Source organism: Nocardioides aquaticus (genome assembly GCF_018459925.1).
Taxonomy (GTDB): Bacteria; Actinomycetota; Actinomycetes; order Propionibacteriales; family Nocardioidaceae; genus Nocardioides; species Nocardioides aquaticus.
In genome coordinates this window covers 2464245-2482261 of the sequence record NZ_CP075371.1, presented here as the reverse complement: position 1 = coordinate 2482261, position 18017 = coordinate 2464245, and the positions used below count along the sequence as shown (strand labels likewise).

The 18017-nt window shown below is 71.9% G+C and carries 14 protein-coding genes; 12 read left to right on the top strand and 2 right to left on the bottom strand.

The genetic code is table 11. From position 1 onward, the window contains the following. Positions 1-39 precede the first annotated feature (39 nt). The 7 genes from metH (at position 40) to ENKNEFLB_RS12000 (ending at position 10479) form a co-directional block, all read left to right on the top strand. Entirely contained in the window at positions 40-3834 is a 3795-nt protein-coding gene (gene metH, locus ENKNEFLB_RS12030) for a methionine synthase (RefSeq protein WP_214055650.1), read from the top strand. After that, the gene (locus ENKNEFLB_RS12025; RefSeq protein WP_214055649.1) at positions 3827-4519 is read left to right on the top strand and encodes an HAD family hydrolase; all 693 of its coding nucleotides are present in this window, start codon (positions 3827-3829) and stop codon (positions 4517-4519) included. Before metH ends, ENKNEFLB_RS12025 begins: the two co-directional genes overlap by 8 nt. A 145-nt stretch (positions 4520-4664) precedes the next feature. Then, on the top strand, positions 4665-6317 hold the full coding sequence (locus ENKNEFLB_RS12020) for an ABC transporter substrate-binding protein (RefSeq protein ID WP_214055648.1): 1653 nt from the start codon (positions 4665-4667) through the stop codon (positions 6315-6317). Positions 6318-6363: 46 nt separating this feature from the next. Then, positions 6364-7368: an ABC transporter permease gene (locus ENKNEFLB_RS12015; RefSeq protein WP_214055647.1), complete on the top strand. Its 1005-nt coding sequence runs from the start codon at positions 6364-6366 to the stop codon at positions 7366-7368. Continuing rightward, positions 7365-8336, top strand: a complete 972-nt coding sequence (locus ENKNEFLB_RS12010; protein WP_246535502.1) for an ABC transporter permease — start codon at positions 7365-7367, stop codon at positions 8334-8336. The genes ENKNEFLB_RS12015 and ENKNEFLB_RS12010 overlap by 4 nt, the downstream gene beginning before the upstream one ends. 5 nt (positions 8337-8341) lie before the next feature. Continuing rightward, the gene (locus ENKNEFLB_RS12005) at positions 8342-9400 is read left to right on the top strand and encodes an ABC transporter ATP-binding protein (protein WP_214055646.1); all 1059 of its coding nucleotides are present in this window, start codon (positions 8342-8344) and stop codon (positions 9398-9400) included. Next, positions 9397-10479: an ABC transporter ATP-binding protein gene (locus ENKNEFLB_RS12000; RefSeq protein ID WP_214055645.1), complete on the top strand. Its 1083-nt coding sequence runs from the start codon at positions 9397-9399 to the stop codon at positions 10477-10479. Before ENKNEFLB_RS12005 ends, ENKNEFLB_RS12000 begins: the two co-directional genes overlap by 4 nt. A 197-nt stretch (positions 10480-10676) precedes the next feature. On the opposite strand, the gene ENKNEFLB_RS11995 is transcribed toward ENKNEFLB_RS12000, so the two are convergent. Then, a complete protein-coding gene (locus ENKNEFLB_RS11995) occupies positions 10677-11018 on the bottom strand; it encodes a hypothetical protein (protein WP_214055644.1) in 342 nt (113 codons plus the stop codon). 119 nt (positions 11019-11137) lie between these two features. Here ENKNEFLB_RS11995 and ENKNEFLB_RS11990 point away from each other — a divergent pair, with 119 nt between their 5' ends. Beyond that, positions 11138-11950 carry a MerR family transcriptional regulator gene (locus ENKNEFLB_RS11990; protein ID WP_246535501.1) on the top strand — a complete coding sequence of 271 codons (813 nt, stop codon included), beginning with the start codon at positions 11138-11140 and terminating at the stop codon, positions 11948-11950. A 125-nt stretch (positions 11951-12075) separates the two neighbouring features. Beyond that, the gene (locus tag ENKNEFLB_RS11985) at positions 12076-13086 is read left to right on the top strand and encodes an IS481 family transposase (RefSeq protein WP_214055643.1); all 1011 of its coding nucleotides are present in this window, start codon (positions 12076-12078) and stop codon (positions 13084-13086) included. Here ENKNEFLB_RS11985 and ENKNEFLB_RS11980 read toward each other — a convergent pair. Next, the gene (locus ENKNEFLB_RS11980) at positions 13083-13940 is read right to left on the bottom strand and encodes a RecB family exonuclease (RefSeq protein ID WP_214055642.1); all 858 of its coding nucleotides are present in this window, start codon (positions 13938-13940) and stop codon (positions 13083-13085) included. The genes ENKNEFLB_RS11985 and ENKNEFLB_RS11980 overlap by 4 nt on opposite strands. Before the next feature lie 63 nt (positions 13941-14003). On the opposite strand from ENKNEFLB_RS11980, the gene ENKNEFLB_RS11975 reads away from it, so the two are divergent. The 3 genes from ENKNEFLB_RS11975 (at position 14004) to arc (ending at position 17997) form a co-directional block, all read left to right on the top strand. Then, positions 14004-15155: a site-2 protease family protein gene (locus tag ENKNEFLB_RS11975; RefSeq protein WP_214055641.1), complete on the top strand. Its 1152-nt coding sequence runs from the start codon at positions 14004-14006 to the stop codon at positions 15153-15155. Between the two features lie 92 nt (positions 15156-15247). Further along, positions 15248-16165: a tRNA (adenine-N1)-methyltransferase gene (locus ENKNEFLB_RS11970; protein WP_214059444.1), complete on the top strand. Its 918-nt coding sequence runs from the start codon at positions 15248-15250 to the stop codon at positions 16163-16165. Positions 16166-16242: 77 nt separating this feature from the next. After that, positions 16243-17997, top strand: coding sequence for a proteasome ATPase (gene arc, locus ENKNEFLB_RS11965; RefSeq protein WP_214055640.1), 1755 nt, complete (start codon positions 16243-16245; stop codon positions 17995-17997). Positions 17998-18017 lie beyond the last annotated feature (20 nt).

Here is an 18017-nt window from a genome sequence, read left to right as displayed (position 1 = left end):
GACGGTCCACCACGTGAGACCTGCACGAGAGGAGCTCGGGTGCCTTCCAGCGACACCGCCAGCGACACCGCCAGCGACACCACCGTCCCCGTCACCCGCGTCAGCCGGCCGGACCACCGGCCGGACCCGACCGCCGCCCTCGAGGCGGTGCTGCGCGAGCGGATCCTGGTCGTCGACGGGGCCATGGGCACCGCGATCCAGCGCGACCGCCCCGACGAGGCCGGCTACCGCGGCGACCGGTTCGCCGACTGGCACCGCGACCTGCAGGGCAACAACGACCTGCTCACGTTGACGCAGCCCGACATCGTCGGCGGCATCCACCGCGAGTACCTCGAGGCCGGCGCCGACCTGGTCGAGACCAACACCTTCAACGCCAACGCGATCTCGCTGGCCGACTACGGCATGGAGGACCTCGCCTACGAGCTCAACCTCGAGTCCGCCCGCCTGGCCCGCCGGATCTGCGACGAGGTCACCGCCGCCGACCCCGCGCGGCCCCGCTACGTCGCCGGCACGCTCGGCCCGACCACGCGCACGGCCTCGATCAGCCCCGACGTCAACGACCCCGGCGCGCGCAACGTGCAGTTCGACGACCTCGTCGCCGCCTACACCACCGCGATGCACGGCCTGCTCGACGGCGGCTCCGACGTCATCTTCGTCGAGACCATCTTCGACACCCTCAACGCCAAGGCCGCGATCTTCGCGATCGAGGAGGTCTTCGCCGCCGAGGGCCGCCGCTGGCCGGTCGTCATCTCGGGCACGATCACCGACGCCTCCGGACGCACCCTGTCGGGCCAGACCGCCGAGGCGTTCTGGAACTCCGTGCGCCACGCGCGGCCCCTGCTGGTCGGGCTGAACTGCGCCCTGGGCGCCCAGGAGATGCGCCCGCACCTCGCCGAGCTGTCCCGGATCGCCGACACCTTCGTGCACGCGTACCCGAACGCGGGGCTGCCGAACGCCTTCGGCGAGTACGACGAGGCCTCCCACGAGACCGCCGCGATCCTGCGCGAGTTCGCCGACGCCGGGCTGCTGAACATGGTCGGCGGCTGCTGCGGCACCACGCCGGACCACATCGGCGCGATCGCCGGCGCCGTCGAGGGTCGTCCGCCGCGGGAGGTGCCCGAGGTGCGCCCGGCGCTGCGCCTCTCGGGCCTGGAGCCGTTCACCGTCGAGGACGACAGCCTGTTCGTCAACGTCGGCGAGCGCACCAACATCACCGGCTCGGCCCGCTTCCGCAACCTGATCAGGGACGGCGACTACGACACCGCCCTCGCGGTGGCGGTCCAGCAGGTCGAGAACGGCGCGCAGGTCATCGACGTCAACATGGACGAGGGCATGATCGACGGGGTCGCGGCGATGGACCGCTTCCTCAAGCTGGTCGCCGCCGAGCCCGACATCTGCCGCGTGCCGGTGATGGTCGACTCCTCCAAGTTCGAGGTGATCGAGGCCGGGCTGAAGTGCGTCCAGGGCAAGTCGATCGTGAACTCGATCTCCATGAAGGAGGGCGAGGAGAAGTTCCGCGAGCAGGCGCACGTCGTGCGCCGCCACGGCGCCGCCGCGGTGGTGATGGCCTTCGACGAGGACGGCCAGGCCGACAACCTCGAGCGCCGCAAGGCGATCTGCGAGCGGGCCTACCGGATCCTGGTCGACGAGGTCGGCTTCCCGGCCGAGGACATCATCTTCGACCCCAACGTCTTCGCCGTGGCCACCGGCATCGAGGAGCACGCCTCCTACGGCCGCGACTTCATCGAGGCCACCCGCTGGATCAAGCAGAACCTGCCCGGCGCCAAGGTCTCGGGAGGCATCTCCAACGTCTCGTTCTCCTTCCGGGGCAACAACCCGGTCCGCGAGGCCATCCACGCGGTGTTCCTCTTCCACGCCATCGACGCCGGGCTCGACATGGGCATCGTCAACGCGGGCGCCCTGGTGGTCTACGACCAGGTCGAGCCGGAGCTGCGCGAGCGGATCGAGGACGTCGTGCTGAACCGGCGTCCCGACGCCGCCGAGCGGCTGCTGGAGATCGCCGAGGCGCACAACCTGGAGGGCGAGGTCGCCGAGGTCGCCGCCGAGGAGTGGCGCGGGCTCCCGGTGGGGGAGCGGATCACGCACGCCCTGGTCAAGGGCATCGACGCCCACGTCCAGTCCGACACCGAGGAGCTGCGCGCCGAGATCGAGGCCCGCGGGGGCCGGCCGATCGAGGTCATCGAGGGCCCGCTGATGTCGGGCATGGACGTCGTCGGCGACCTGTTCGGCGCGGGCAAGATGTTCCTGCCCCAGGTGGTGAAGTCGGCACGGGTGATGAAGAAGGCCGTGGCCTACCTGATCCCCTTCATCGAGCAGGAGAAGCTCGACAACCCGGCCCTGGCCACCGCCAAGGAGACCAACGGCACGATCGTCATGGCCACCGTCAAGGGCGACGTCCACGACATCGGCAAGAACATCGTGGGCGTGGTCCTGCAGTGCAACAACTACGAGGTCATCGACCTCGGGGTGATGGTGCCCGCGCAGAAGATCCTGGACACCGCCCGCGAGGTCGGGGCCGACATCGTGGGGCTGTCCGGCCTGATCACCCCGTCGTTGGACGAGATGGTCACCCTGGCGACCGAGATGCAGCGCCAGGGGATGACGATCCCGCTGCTGATCGGCGGGGCGACCACCTCGCGCGCCCACACCGCGGTCAAGGTGGACCCGAAGTACGACGGCCCCGTGGTCTGGGTCAAGGACGCCTCCCGCTCGGTGCCGACCGCGGCCGCCCTGCTCAGCCCCGAGCGTCGCGAGAAGCTGATGGGCGAGGTGCAGGCCGACTACGACTCGCTGCGCACCCGCCACGCCGGCAAGGGCACCCGCAAGCTCCTGCCGTACGTCGACGCGCGCGCCGACGCCACGCCGATCGACTGGAGCGGTTACGAGGTGCCGCTGCCGCGCACGCCGGGGGTGCACCAGCTGGAGGCCTACGACCTCGCCGAGCTGCGCGAGTACATCGACTGGCAGCCGTTCTTCAACGCCTGGGAGATGAAGGGCCGCTTCCCCGACATCCTGAACAACCCGACCACCGGCGAGACCGCGCGCAAGCTCTACGACGACGCGCAGGAGATGCTCGACCAGGTCGTGGCGGAGAAGTGGCTGACCGCCCGGGGGGTCTACGGGTTGTTCCCGGCCAACGCCGACGGCGACGACGTCGTGGTCTGGGCCGACGGGGACCGCCAGGAGCGTCGGGCGGTGCTGCACCAGCTGCGCCAGCAGGGCGAGCACCGCGCCGGGGTCCCGCACCGCGCGCTGTCGGACTACGTCGCGCCCCTGGCCACCGGCCTGCCCGACCACGTCGGCGCCTTCGCGGTGACGGCCGGGATCGGCCTGGGCGAGCGGGTCGCGGCCTACCAGGCCGACCAGGACGACTACAACGCCATCTTGCTCGAGTCGCTGGCCGACCGGCTGGCCGAGGCGTTCGCCGAGCGCCTGCACCAGCGGGTGCGGACCGAGTTCTGGGCCCACGCCGACGACGCCGGGCTCTCGCCCGAGGACCTGATCGCCGAGAAGTACGACGGCATCCGCCCGGCCCCGGGCTACCCCGCGTGCCCGGACCACACCGAGAAGCTCACGATCTGGGAGCTGCTCGACGCGGAGAAGGCCACCGGGATCACGCTGACGGAGTCGATGGCCATGTGGCCGGGTGCCTCGGTGTCCGGCATCTACTACAGCCACCCCGCGGCGCAGTACTTCGTGGTGGGCAGGATCGGTCGCGACCAGGTCGCCGACTACGCCGAGCGCAAGGGCTGGAGCGTCACCGAGACCGAGCGGTGGCTCTCGCCCAACCTCGGCTACGACCCCGATGACTGAGTCGACCGTCGCCCTGCCCGCGGCGGTGCTGTGGGACATGGACGGCACGCTGGTCGACACCGAGCCGTACTGGATCGAGACCGAGCAGGAGCTGGCGCACCGCCACGGCGCGACGTGGACCCACGACGACGCCATGGCGCTGGTCGGCAGCGACCTGATGGACTCGGGCGTCTACATCCGGGAGCGGATGGGGCTCGACCTCTCGCCGCGCGAGATCGTCGAGCTGCTGCTCGACGGCGTCGTGCGCAAGGTCGCGCGCGAGGTGCCCTGGCGCGCGGGCGCGCGCGAGCTGCTGAGCGCCCTGGGGGAGACCGGCGTGCCGTGCGCGCTGGTCACGATGTCGTGGCGTCGCTTCGTCGAGCCGGTCCTCGAGCAGCTCCCGGCCGGGTCCTTCGCCCACGTGGTGACCGGCGACGAGGTCCCGCGCGGCAAGCCGCACCCCGACCCGTACCTGCGAGCCGCGACGCTGCTGGGGCTCGACCCGCGGGCCTGCGTGGCGATCGAGGACTCGCCGACCGGTGCGGCCTCCGCGGCCGCGGCCGGCTGCCCGGTGCTGGTCGTGCCGCACCACGTGCCGGTGCCGCCGGCCTCGAGGCTCTCCTTCGCCGACAGCCTGCAGGGCATCGGCCCCGCCGACCTGGTGCCGCTGACGCGCCGCGACGGCCGCGGCTCCCGCTCCCGCTGAGCACTCCGGCCGGTCGCGGCCGGATCGTTGCCGAACCGCGACCCGGCGCGGCGTGGTGGCCTGGTGACCCGGGACACCACTCGTACTAGTGTCCCGCAGGATCTGTCTCGTCATCCGGGCGGGACGCGAAGATGTGAGGTGTCCAGTGCGACTCGCACCAATTCCCACGCGCAGCGGCCTGATCGGGCTGGCCGCCACCGCGCTCGTCCTGTCCGGGTGCGCCCAGAGCGACCGTGAGGAGAGCGAGGGCGGCAGCGAGCAGAGCGGCGGCACCTTCCTCTTCGCCGGTTCCGCCGAGCCGGTCACGCTGGACCCGTTCTTCGCCTCCGACGGTGAGAGCTTCCGCGTCTCGCGGCAGATCTTCGAGGGGCTCGTCGGCACCGAGCCGGGCACCGCGGACCCCGCGCCCCTGCTGGCGACCGGCTGGGAGACCTCCGAGGACGGCCTGAGCACGACCTTCGACCTGCAGGAGGGCGTGACCTTCCACGACGGCACGGAGTTCAACGCCGAGGCCGTCTGCGCGAACTTCGAGCGCTGGTACAACATGCCGCGCTCGGCGCAGACCGAGGACCTCACCTACTACTACATCTCGCTCTTCCGCGGCTTCGCGACCGGCCCAGACGCCGGGGACGCCATCTACGAGTCCTGCTCGGCCGACGACGAGCTCACCGCCACGGTCACCCTGGCCAAGCCCTTCGCCGGCTTCATCGCCGCGCTGTCCCTGCCGGCCTTCTCGATGCAGAGCCCCACGGCGCTCGAGGAGTACCAGAACGACGCGGCCGGCAACCCCCGCAACAGCGAGTACTCCACCGAGCGCCCCACCGGCACCGGTCCCTTCACGCTCGACTCGTGGGACCGCGGCCAGCAGGTCACCCTGGCCCGCAACGACGACTACTGGGGCGACGTGGCCCTGGTCGACGAGGCCGTCGTCGTGGCCATCGAGGACCCGACCGCCCGGGCCGACGCGCTGCGCAGCGGGGAGATTGACGGCTACGACCTCGTCGGTCCCGCCGACGTCGCCCCGCTCGAGGAGGAGGGCTTCCAGGTCGTCGACCGCGACCCCTTCAACGTGCTCTACCTCGGCATGAACCAGGCGCAGGAGCCGCTGGACGACCCGATGGTGCGCCAGGCGATCGCCCACGCGCTGAACATCCCCGAGATCATCAGCGCCTCGATGCCCGAGGGCACCGTGCCGGCCACGCAGTTCGTGCCCGACATCGTGATGGGCTTCAACGACGACGTCACCGAGTACGAGTACGACCCCGAGCTCGCCCAGCAGATGCTGGCCGACGCCGGTGCCGACGGCGCCACCATCGAGTTCAACTACCCGACCGGGGTCAGCCGGCCGTACATGCCCCAGCCCGAGGACACCTTCAACGTGGTGCGCTCGCAGCTCGAGGCCGTCGGCCTGGAGATCAAGCCGGTCGCCGACGCCTGGAGCCCGGACTACCTCGAGAAGATCCAGGGCACCGACCAGCACGGCATCCACCTGCTGGGCTGGACCGGCGACTACAACGACACCGACAACTTCCTCGGGGTCTTCTTCGGGGCCGAGAGCAACGAGTGGGGCTTCGACAACCCGGAGCTCTTCGACGCGCTGAGCGAGGCCCGCAGCCTGCCGACCCCCGAGGAGCAGGAGCCGCTGTACGAGGACATCAACGCCGAGATCATGGACTACCTGCCGGGCGTCCCGCTGGCGCACCCCGTCCCGTCGCTGGCCTTCGGCCCGGACGTCGACGGCTACCAGCAGAGCCCCGTGCAGGACGAGGTCTGGAACGCCGTCTCGGTGCAGGAGTGACCCGGGGCTGACCCCCGTCCTCCCCTCCTAGACCCGAAGGTCGTCGATGCTGCGATTCGCCCTCCGGAGGCTGGCCCTGATGGTGCCGGTCCTCTTCGGACTCTCCGTGCTGCTGTTCGCCTGGGTGCGGGCACTTCCCGGGGACCCCGCCCGCTCCCTGCTCGGGGAGCGGGCCACCCCGGAGGCGATCGTGGCCGTCAACGAGGCCTACGGCTTCGACCAGCCCCTCCTGCAGCAGTACCTGACCTACGTCAAGGCGCTGCTGCAGGGGGACTTCGGGAGCTCCATCCAGAGCGGGGCCGACGTGCTCACCACGTTCGCCGACCGGTTCCCCGCCACCGTCGAGCTGGCGCTGACGGCGATGGTCTTCGCCATCGTCGTCGGCGTCCCGCTCGGCTACCTCGCCGCCCGCAACCAGGGGCGGCTGCTCGACACCGCGGTGGTCTCCGGCTCCCTGCTCGGGGTGGCCACGCCGGTGTTCTTCCTGGCCATCCTGCTCAAGCTGGTCTTCGCCGACTGGCTCGGCTGGCTGCCGACCGCGCTGCGGCAGGACCCGCGCATCGACGCCACCCACATCACCAACTTCTACGTCCTCGACGGGTTCCTCACCCGCGAGTGGGACGCCGCGTGGGACGCGATGCTCCACCTGGCGCTGCCGGCGATCGCGCTCGGCACGATCCCGCTGGCGATCATCGTGCGGATCACCCGGGCCTCGGTCGCCGAGGTGCTGCACGAGGACTACGTCCGCACCGCTGAGTCCAAGGGGCTCTCCCGGGGCACCATCAGCCGCCGGCACGTCCTGCGCAACGCCCTGCTGCCGGTGGTCACGACGATCGGCCTGCAGGCCGGCCTGCTCCTGTCGGGGGCGGTGCTGACCGAGACCGTGTTCGGGTTCAACGGCATCGGGAGCTACCTCTTCCAGGCCATCTCCACCCGCGACTTCCCGGTCCTCCAGGGGTTCATCATCTTCATCGCCGTCATTTACTCGCTGATCAACCTGGTCGTCGACCTGCTGTACGGCGTCATCGACCCGAGGGTGAGGGTCTCGTGAGCGTCACCCTGCCCCCCGCGGCCGGTGCGGCCGCCACCCCCGGCGGGGACCCCGCCGGGGACAACGGTCTCGCCCCCGACCAGCCCGGCGTCGGCCTGTGGCGCGGCGCGTTCCGTCGGCTGCGGCGCAACCCGACGGCCATCGCCGGCGCGGTCATCATCCTGCTCTTCGTGCTCGTCGCGGTGTTCGCGCCGCTGCTGACGTCCTACCAGCCGGGTGCGGCCGAGGACGCAGGCCAGGTCACCCCGCTCACGGTGCCGGGCCCGTCCGAGGACCACTGGCTGGGCCTGGACCGCTACGGCTCGGACATGTGGACCCAGCTCGTCTACGGCGCGCGCCAGTCCCTGCTGTACGGCGTGGTCTCCACCGCCATCGGCCTCACCCTGGGCGCCGGGCTGGGCGCCCTCGCCGGCGGCTTCGGCGCGCTCGGTGGCCGGATCGGCGGCTGGGTCGACAACGCGGTGATGCGCTTCGTCGACATCATGCTCTCGGTGCCCAGCCTGCTGCTGGCGGTGAGCATCGTCGCCGTGCTCGGCCAGAACGCGTACGCCGTGATGATCGCGATCGGCGTCGCGCAGGTGCCGATCTTCGCCCGGCTGCTGCGGGGCTCGATGCTCTCGCAGGGCAAGGCCGACTACGTGCTGGCCGCCGGGGCCCTCGGGCTCCGCAAGCGGCGGATCGTGGCCGGGCACATGGTGCCCAACGCGATCGGGCCCACGATCGTGCAGGCCACGCTGAACCTCGCGACCGCGATCATCGAGGTCGCCGCCCTGTCCTACCTCGGGCTGGGGGAGTCCGACCCCGCCGTCGCGGAGTGGGGCCGGATGCTCGTCGCCGCCCAGGAGCGCTTCGACTCCGCCGCCCGCCTCGCCCTGCTCCCCGGCTTCGCGATCGCCATCACCGCCCTCGGCTTCACGCTGCTGGGCGAGGCGATGCGCGAGGCCCTCGACCCCCGGACCCGGAGGTGACCCCGGTGAGCGCCACGCCCCCCGCGTCCACACCAGCCCCTGCTGCCGCACCCGACCAGGACGCACCGCTGCTCGACGTCCGCGACCTGCGGATCGCCTTCGGCGGCCGTGGCCGACCCGACGTGGTCGCCGTCGACGAGGTGTCCTTCTCGGTGCGGCCCGGCCAGCACGTCGGCCTGGTCGGGGAGTCCGGCAGCGGCAAGTCGGTGACCTCGCTGGCCGTGATGGGGCTGCTGCCGAAGCGATCGGCCCGGGTCTCCGGTGAGGTGCTCTTCCGCGGTCGCGACCTGCTGTCCCTGGAGCCGAAGGCGATGGCGAAGATGCGGGGTCGCGAGATCGCGATGGTCTTCCAGGACCCGATGACGTCGCTCAACCCCGTGGTCACGGTCGGGGTGCAGCTCCGGGAGGTGCTGCGGGCCCACCTGGACGTCGACAAGGCCGAGGCCGACGACCGCGCCCGCGCGCTGCTGGAGAAGGTCGGCATCCCCGACCCGGGGCGCCGGCTGCGGGAGTACCCCCACCAGCTCTCCGGCGGGATGCGTCAGCGGGTCCTGATCGCGATCGCGCTGGCCTGCGAGCCGCAGCTGCTCATTGCCGACGAACCGACCACCGCGCTCGACGTCACCATCCAGGCCCAGGTGCTGGAGGTGCTCAAGGACCTCGTGGCCGACACGGGCGCCGCGCTGCTGATGATCACCCACGACCTCGGGGTCGTGGCCGGGCTGTGCGACGAGGTGAACGTCATGTACTCCGGTCGGATCGTGGAGAAGGCGCGTCGCGGACCGCTGTTCAAGCGGCCGCGGCACCCGTACACCGCGGGCCTGCTGGCCAGCATCCCGCGCCTGGACCTGCCCCGCGGGTCCGCGCTGACCCCGATCCCGGGCTCGCCCACCCTGACGCTGCCGTGGACCGAGGGCTGCGCCTTCGCCCCGCGCTGCTCGCACGTCCAGGACGACTGCCGCAGCCGTGCGCCGCGGCTCGAGACCGACGACGAGCGTGCGCTGCGCTGCTTCCACCCCGTCGAGCAGCCCACCACCCCCCGACCCGCTGGAGCCGTCACGTGAGCGCCGCCCCCTCCTCCTCCGACACCGACGCGCCGGGAGCACCCAGCGACGCGCTGGTCTCGGTGCGCGGGCTGAAGGTGCACTTCCCGATCAAGGGCGGGGTCTTCGGTGGCCGTACGGTCGGCGCCGTGCGCGCCGTCGACGGCGTCGACCTCGACGTCCGGGCCGGCACCAGCCTGGGCCTGGTGGGGGAGTCCGGGTGCGGCAAGTCGACCCTCGGCCGGGCGGTGCTGCGGCTCAGCCCGATCACGGCCGGCACCGTGCACTTCGACGGCACGGACGTCTCGGCGCTGTCGGGGGAGCAGCTGCGGGCCTCCCGCAAGGACATGCAGATGGTCTTCCAGGACCCGCTGGCCAGCCTCAACCCGCGGCAGAGCGTCGAGACGATCCTCACCGAGCCGTTGAAGGCCCACAAGATCGACTTCGACAAGCGGACCCGGGTCGGTGAGCTGCTCGACCAGGTCGGCCTGCCCGGCTCGGCGGCGCAGAAGTACCCGCACGAGTTCTCCGGCGGGCAGCGCCAGCGGATCGGGATCGCCCGGGCCCTCGCGCTCGAGCCCCGGTTCATCATCGCCGACGAACCGGTCTCCGCCCTCGACGTCTCCGTGCAGGCGCAGGTGCTGAACCTGCTCGAGGAGCTGCAGCAGCAGCTCGGCCTGACGTACCTGGTGATCGCCCACGACCTGGCCGTGGTGCGCCACGTCAGCGACGAGGTGGCGGTGATGTACCTCGGCTCGATCATCGAGCAGGCCGAGTCCGACGACCTCTACGACGAGCCGCTGCACCCGTACACCCGCTCGCTGATGTCGGCCGTGCCGGTGCCGGACCCGGAGATCGAGGACGCCCGCGAGCGGATCCTGCTCCAGGGCGACCTGCCCTCCCCGGCGGACCCGCCGGCCGGCTGCCGCTTCCACACCCGCTGCCCCTTCAAGCAGCCCACCCGCTGCGACTCCGAGCGCCCCGAGCTCCTCGAGCTGCGCCCGGGCCACCGGGTCGCCTGCCACTACGTCGAGGAGATCGCCCGCGGCGAGATCACCGCCCACCAGCTCACCGCCGAGGACGTCGCCGCCCGGGCCTAGGCAGTCGGCGACCCCGGTGGTCGAGGAGCGAGCGTCACGAGACCGGCGCGGTGGGTCGATGGGTGATCTCCACGCACCTGGTGGAGGCAGATCACCCATCGACCGTGGCACCCCGTGGGCCGCGCCACGGGGCCGGTCGGGTCGTGATCAGGTGTCAGCGGGTGGCACCAGATCACGAGTCGAGAGCGGCCGGGTCGTCAGGATGCCGCCTGGCGGACGGTGATGAAGAGGAAGGCGATCCTGTCCCCGTCGAGGGCGAAGAGGTGGTCGAGGTCGACGACGCCGCCGGGGAAGTCGCCCTCGAGGTGCTTGGTGAGGCGGTACGCCTGGTCGCCGAGTCGCTCCTGGCCCACGACGGTCGAGGTGTACTCGAAGGCGGTGGACGCGCCGGCGTGCCAGGCCGCGACCGCGTCGGCGCCGAGGTGGGTGCGGCCCTCGTCGTTGACGCCCCCGGTCGGGGTGAAGCAGGCGGCGAGGGCGGTGGCGTCGCCCTCGGCGGCCAGGTAGGCGGTGACGGCGGGCGGGTGCTGGTGGTCCATGACGGGCTCCTGGGGATCGGTCGACCGCGGCGTGGTCGGGTCCGACCACCGTGGGGTCTCCCCCTGCGGGAGGGTCCAGGGGCTGGACCCTCCCGCGGGGGAGGGTGCAGGGTCGTGCCGTGCCCGCACCCCTGACCATCGGCGAGTTCGCCCGGACGACGCAGCTGAGCGTCCGCACCCTGCGGCGGTACCACGACGCGGGCCTCCTCGAGCCGGCGCACGTCGACCCCGTCACCGGGTACCGGTCCTACGCGCTCGAGCAGGTCCCGACCGCCCAGGTCATCCACCAGCTGCGTCGGCTGGACCTGCCGCTGGCCGACGTCGCGCGGGTCCTGCGCACCACCGACCACGACGAGCGGGCCGCGCTGGTGGCCGGGCACCTCCGACGCCTCGAGCAGGAGCTGGACCGCACCCGCGCCGCCGTCGCCTCCCTGCGCCGGCTCCTGGACCCCGCGCCGGAGGACGTCGAGGTCGAGCTGCGCTCGGAGCCGGCGGAGGTCGTCGCCGCGGTCAGGGCCGTGGTCGACCTCGACGACCTGCTCGGCTGGTACGCCGGGGCGATGGCCGAGCTCGACCACGCCGTCCCGGCACCGACCGGACCGCCCGGGGGCCTGTTCGAGGACGCGCTCCTCACGGCCGGGCGGGGCGAGGCCCTGGTCCACCTGCCCGTGCTCGACCCACCCACCACCGGTCGGGTGGCGCCCACGCCGCTGCCGGCGGTCGACACGGCCCGGACCACGCACCGGGGCGACCACGACACGATCGAGGTGACCTACGCGCGGCTCGGCGTCTGGGTGGCCGAGCACGCCTTGGCGGTCGCCGGCCCCGTCCGCGAGACCTACGTGGTCGGTCCGCGCGACACCGACGACAGCGCCGCCTGGCGCACGGTGATCGGCTGGCCGGTCTTCCGCGTCGACCCGGGGCCGGGCTAGTTGTGATGCCCAGGCACGTTGGTCGAGATCCTGCGACGACACGATCTGACCTGTAGATGGACGAAGGCCTCCCCGGTGTGGAGTGGAGCTGTCTAGGAACCGCTCCGCCACCGAAGGAGGCCTTCGTGTCCCACGCTACCCATGCAAACGCTGCCCTGACCCCCCGCGCACGACTACGACTCGCGCGACTGATCGTCGACCAGGGATGGCCGCCCGTTCGTGCTGCTGAGCGCTACGACGTTTCCTGGCGCACGGCGAAGAAGTGGGCCGACCGCTACCGCGACGAGGGACCCGACGGCATGCACGACCGGTCCTCGGCACCACACCGCCAACCGAACCGGACGCCGGCACCGGTGGTCCGCAAGATCGTGCACCTGCGCTGGAAGCAACGCCTCGGACCAGTCGAGATCGCTGACCGACTCGGCATGGCGTCCTCGACCGTCCACGCCGTCCTGGTCCGCTGCCGCCTCAATCGGCTCACCCACATCGACCGTGCCACCGGGGAGCCGATCCGTCGCTACGAGCACGAGCAGCCCGGAGACCTGCTCCACGTCGACGTCAAGAAGCTCGGCAAGGTCCCCGACGGCGGCGGATGGCGCTACGTCGGCCGCCAGCAAGGCCAGAAGAACCGGTCAACAACTGTGGCGCGCACCGGCACACCACGCAGCAAGCACCGCGACCCAGTCATCGGGACCTGCTACCTGCACACCGTGATCGACGACCACTCCCGCGTCGCCTACGTCGAGGCCCACGACGACGAGACCAAGGAAACCGCGGTCCTGGTGCTGCGCAACGCGGTCGCCTGGTTCGCCCAGCGCGGCGTCACCGTCCAACGGGTCCTCAGCGACAACGGCAGCTGCTACAGGTCCCACTTGTGGCGCGAGACCTGCGCCGAACTCAGCATCACACCGAAGAAGACCCGGCCCTACCGACCTCAAACCAACGGCAAGATCGAGCGCTTCCACCGCACCCTGGCCGAGGACTGGGCATTCAAGAAGTTCTACAACTCCGAGTCAGCCCGGCTCGCCGCTCTGCCAGCATGGGTCCACCAGTACAACCACCACCGACCCCACTCAGCAATCGGGAAGGCCGCACCCATCACCAGGTTGAACAACCTGGCTGGGCATCACAGCTAGTCCTGCGGCAGCGGCGGGGGAGTGCCGCCGAACTCCGGGCACAGCGCCTGGAAGGAGCACCACCGGCAGAGCGCGCCGCGGCGGGGGAGCCACTCGCCGCTCTCCCGGGCGGTGACGATGGCGCGCCACACGGCCTCGACCTTGCGCTCGGTGGCGAGCAGGTCGTCGACGTCCGGGCGGTAGCGCAGCACCTCGCCGTTGCCGAGGTAGACCAGCTGCAGCACCGCCGGCACCACGCCGCGCGTGCGCCACAGCACCAGGGCGTAGAACTTCATCTGGAACAGCGCCTTGGCCTCGTGCTCCGGTCCGGGGGCCCGCCCGGTCTTGTAGTCGACGACCCGCAGCGCGCCGTCGCGGGCCACGTCGAGGCGGTCGACGAACCCGCGGAGCAGCAGCCGGGAGGCGGTGACGGTCTCGACGTAGAGCTCACGCTCGGCCGGCTCGAGGCGACGCGGGTCCTCCAGGGTGAACCACCGGTCCAGCACGGTCGCGCACGACGCCAGCCAGGTCGTCACCTCGGGGCCGTCGCCCTCGAAGAGGCCGGCGAGGGCGGGCTCGGCCGCCACGAGCGCCTCCCACGTCGGCGCGAGCATCCCCCGCGCCCGTGCGGGGGTCCGGTCCGGGGCGGCGTCGTCGAAGAGGTCCTCCAGCACCTTGTGCACCAGCGTCCCGCGGGCGGCGTCCAGCGACGGCTCCTCCGGTAGCCGGTCCACGGTCCGGAACCGGTAGCGCAGGGGGCAGGTCACGAAGTCGACCGCCCGGCTCGGCGACAGCGCCCCCACCACGTCGACACCGTCGACCGGGGTGGAGACGGCCTCGGCGGGCGAGGCCGGGGCGGGCAGGGAGGCGGTCACGGGACGAGCCTAGGAGGCCGCGCCGACGACGGTCGGCGCCGTGCGTCCCGGTAGGTTCTGGACGTGTCCGTCCCCGCATCCCCGCCGTCCGCCCCGCGCCCGGTCGGGACCGTACGGCTGGCCACCGTCGGGGGCACCCAGATCCTGGTCTCCTACACGACGCTGCTCTTCGCGGCGGTGTTCGCGGTGATCCTCGCCCCGCAGGTCGAGGCCGTACGCCCCGGGCTCGGCCCGCTGCGCTACCTCGCCGGGGCGGTGTTCGCGGCCCTGCTCTACCTGGCCGTCCTGCTGCACGAGATCTCCCACGCGCTGGTCGCCCGGCGCTTCGGCACGGTGGTCCCGTCCATCACGCTGCACTTCCTCGGCGGGATGACCGCCGTGCAGGGCGAGGCGCGCTCGCCGCGCCAGGAGTTCTGGGTCGCCGTCGTCGGCCCGCTGACGTCGCTGGCCGTCGGGGGCGTGGCCTGGCTGGCCTACCAGCAGGCCGACCAGGGCCTGGTCGGGCTGTTCCTGTTCGGCCTGGCCGCCGGCAACCTGCTGATCGGTGTGCTGAACCTGGTCCCGGGCCTGCCGCTGGACGGCGGGCGCGTCTTCAAGGCCGCCGTCTGGAAGGTCTCCGGCAGCGCCCTGCGCGGTGTCGTCGTCGCGGCCTGGGCCGGCCGCGCGACCGCCGTCGTGCTGCTGGCCTGGCCGCTGCTCGCCGAGGCCGTCCTCGACCTGCGCCCCGGCATCACCGACTACGTCGTGGCGTTCCTGCTGGCCGCCTTCATCTGGACCACCGCCAGCGCCGAGCTGGCCAACGCCCGGCTGCGCAGCCGGTTCCCGGCGCTCGAGGCGCGCCGCCTGGCCCGCCGCACCCTCAGCGTCCCGCACGACCTGCCGCTCGCCGAGGCGGTGCGCCGCGCCCAGGACGCGCAGGCCGGCGGCATCGTGACCCTGACCGCCGCGGGGGTCCCGGTCGGCGTGGTCAACGAGGCGGCGCTGGTCGCGACCCCCGAGGACCGACGCCCCTGGGTGCCGACCTCCAGCGTGGCCCGTAGCCTCGAGCCCGGTCTCAGCCTCCCTGTCGGGCTGCGCGGCGAGGAGCTGGTCACCGCCCTCAACCGCGCACCCGCCCGGGAGTACCTGCTGGTGCAGGAGGACGGGTCGGTCTACGGCGTCCTGTCGCTGGCCGACGTCGATCGCGCCGTCCGCGGCGCCGGAGGAGCAAGGTGAACGAGCAGGACCCCCAGCACGACCCCCAGCAGGACCCTGAGCAGGACCCCCGGCAGGACAGCCCTGACGTGCCCCCCGAGGCCTGGGGCGGGGTGCACCGCGGCCCGTTGCGCACCGGTGAGTGGGTGCGCCTGGTCGACACCAAGGGCCGCAAGCACAACTTCGCCCTGGTGCCCGGCAAGAAGTTCTTCTCCAACAAGGGCTCGGTCGACCACGACGACATGATCGGGCGCGAGGAGGGCTTCACGCTGACCTCGACCGCCGGCGGCGAGTACCTCGTCTTCCGGCCGCTGCTCTCTGAGTTCGTGGTCTCCATGCCGCGCGGCGCGGCCGTGGTCTACCCCAAGGACGCCGCCCAGATCGTGGCGATGGCCGACATCTTCCCCGGCGCCGACGTGGTCGAGGCCGGGGTCGGCTCCGGTGCGCTGACCTGCTCGCTGCTGCGCGCCGTCGGCCCCCACGGCAAGGTCACCTCCTACGAGCGCCGCGAGGAGTTCGCCGAGGTCGCGCGCCGCAACGTCGACCAGTTCCTCGGTGGCCCGGACGGCTCCAGCCACCCCGCCTGGTCGCTCCGGCTGGGCGACCTGGCCGAGGAGCTGCCGGCCTCGGGGGAGCGGTACGACCGGGTCATCCTCGACATGCTCGCCCCCTGGGAGTGCCTCGACGCGGCCGCCGGCGCGCTGCGGCCCGGCGGGATCGTCTGCGCCTACGTCGCGACCACCACCCAGCTGTCGAAGTTCACCGAGACCGTGCGGGTGCACGGCGGCTTCACCGAGCCGCACGCCTGGGAGTCGCTGGTGCGCGACTGGCACGTGGAGGGCCTGGCGGTCCGTCCGGGCCACTCGATGATCGGCCACACGGCGTTCCTGGTGACCGCGCGCCGGATGGCGCCCGGGCAGAGCCCGCCGCGCAAGCGTCGGCGCCCGGCGCCCGGCGCGTACGGCCCCGACTACACCGGCCCGCGCCCCGCCGACGTCGCCGACCTGGGAGAACCGCCCGCGGGCGGGTGATCCGTCCGCGCCACGCCCGGACGCACCCCGTGGCGTCGGGTCCCACAGGTAGGGTCGACCGGACAGGAGGTGGGCTCATGTCGAGCAGCGAACCAGGACCCGACACCCCGGGCCGCGAGCAGGAACGACTGGCCAACCAGGTGCGCTACCTGGAGTCCGAGATCGGTGAGCTCCGGCGTCGTCTGAGCGAGTCGCCGGGCACCTCGCGCGGTCTGGACCTGCGCCTGGCCGACGCCCAGCGCAACCTGGCCACGGTGACCGCCCAGAACGAGCGGCTGGCCGGGACCCTGCGCGAGGCGCGCGACCAGATCATGAAGCTCAAGGAGGAGGTCGACCGGCTGGCGCAGCCACCGGCCGGCTTCGGCACGTTCCTCTCGCGCAACGAGGACGACACCGTCGACGTCTTCACCGGCGGCCGCAAGCTGCGCGTCAGCGTCAGCCCGGCCGTCGAGCTCGACGAGCTGCGCCGCGGCCAGGAGGTCATGCTCAACGAGGCCCTCAACGTGGTCGCGGCGCTGGAGTTCGAGCAGGTCGGCGAGGTCGTCATGTTCAAGGAGCTGCTCGCCGACGGCGAGCGGGCCCTGGTCATCGCCAACGCCGACGAGGAGCGCGTCGTCCGCCTGGCGCAGCCGCTGCGCGACGACACGATCCGGGCCGGCGACAGCCTGCTGCTCGACCCGCGCGCCGGCTACGTCTACGAGAAGGTTCCGAAGTCCGAGGTCGAGGAGCTCGTGCTCGAGGAGGTGCCCGACATCGCCTACGAGTCGATCGGGGGCCTGCGCGGGCAGATCGAGCAGATCCAGGACGCCGTGGAGCTGCCGTACCTGCACCCCGAGCTGTTCAAGGAGCACGAGCTCAAGCCGCCCAAGGGCGTCCTGCTGTACGGCCCCCCGGGCTGCGGCAAGACGTTGATCGCGAAGGCGGTCGCCAACTCGCTGGCCAAGAAGGTCGCGGCGCGCACCGGTGCGGAGGGCAAGTCCTACTTCCTCAACATCAAGGGCCCCGAGCTGCTCAACAAGTACGTCGGGGAGACCGAGCGGCACATCCGGCTCGTCTTCCAGCGGGCCAGGGAGAAGGCCAGCCAGGGCACCCCGGTGATCGTGTTCTTCGACGAGATGGACTCGCTGTTCCGCACCCGCGGCTCGGGGGTCTCCTCCGACGTCGAGAACACCATCGTCCCGCAGCTGCTCAGCGAGATCGACGGCGTCGAGACGCTCGAGAACGTCCTGGTGATCGGCGCCTCGAACCGTGAGGACATGATCGACCCCGCGATCCTGCGGCCCGGCCGGCTCGACGTGAAGATCAAGATCGAGCGCCCGGACGCGGAGTCGGCGCGCGACATCTTCTCCAAGTACCTCACCTCGACCCTGCCGCTGCACGCCGACGACCTCCGCGAGTTCGGCGGGGACCGCGACGCGTGCGTCGGCGGCATGATCCGGGCGACCGTCGAGCGGATGTACAACGAGACCGAGGAGAACCGCTTCCTCGAGGTCACCTACGCCAACGGCGACAAGGAGGTCCTGTACTTCAAGGACTTCAACTCCGGCGCGATGATCCAGAACATCGTCGACCGGGCCAAGAAGATGGCGATCAAGGACCTGCTCGACCACGACCAGCGCGGTCTGCGGGTCTCGCACATGCTCCAGGCCTGCGTGGACGAGTTCAAGGAGAACGAGGACCTGCCCAACACCACCAACCCCGACGACTGGGCGCGGATCTCGGGCAAGAAGGGGGAGCGGATCGTCTTCATCCGCACCCTGGTGACCGGCAAGCAGGGCACCGAGCCGGGTCGGTCCATCGACACGGTCAGCAACACCGGCCAGTACCTCTGAGCGGCCGCCCGCGCCACCCC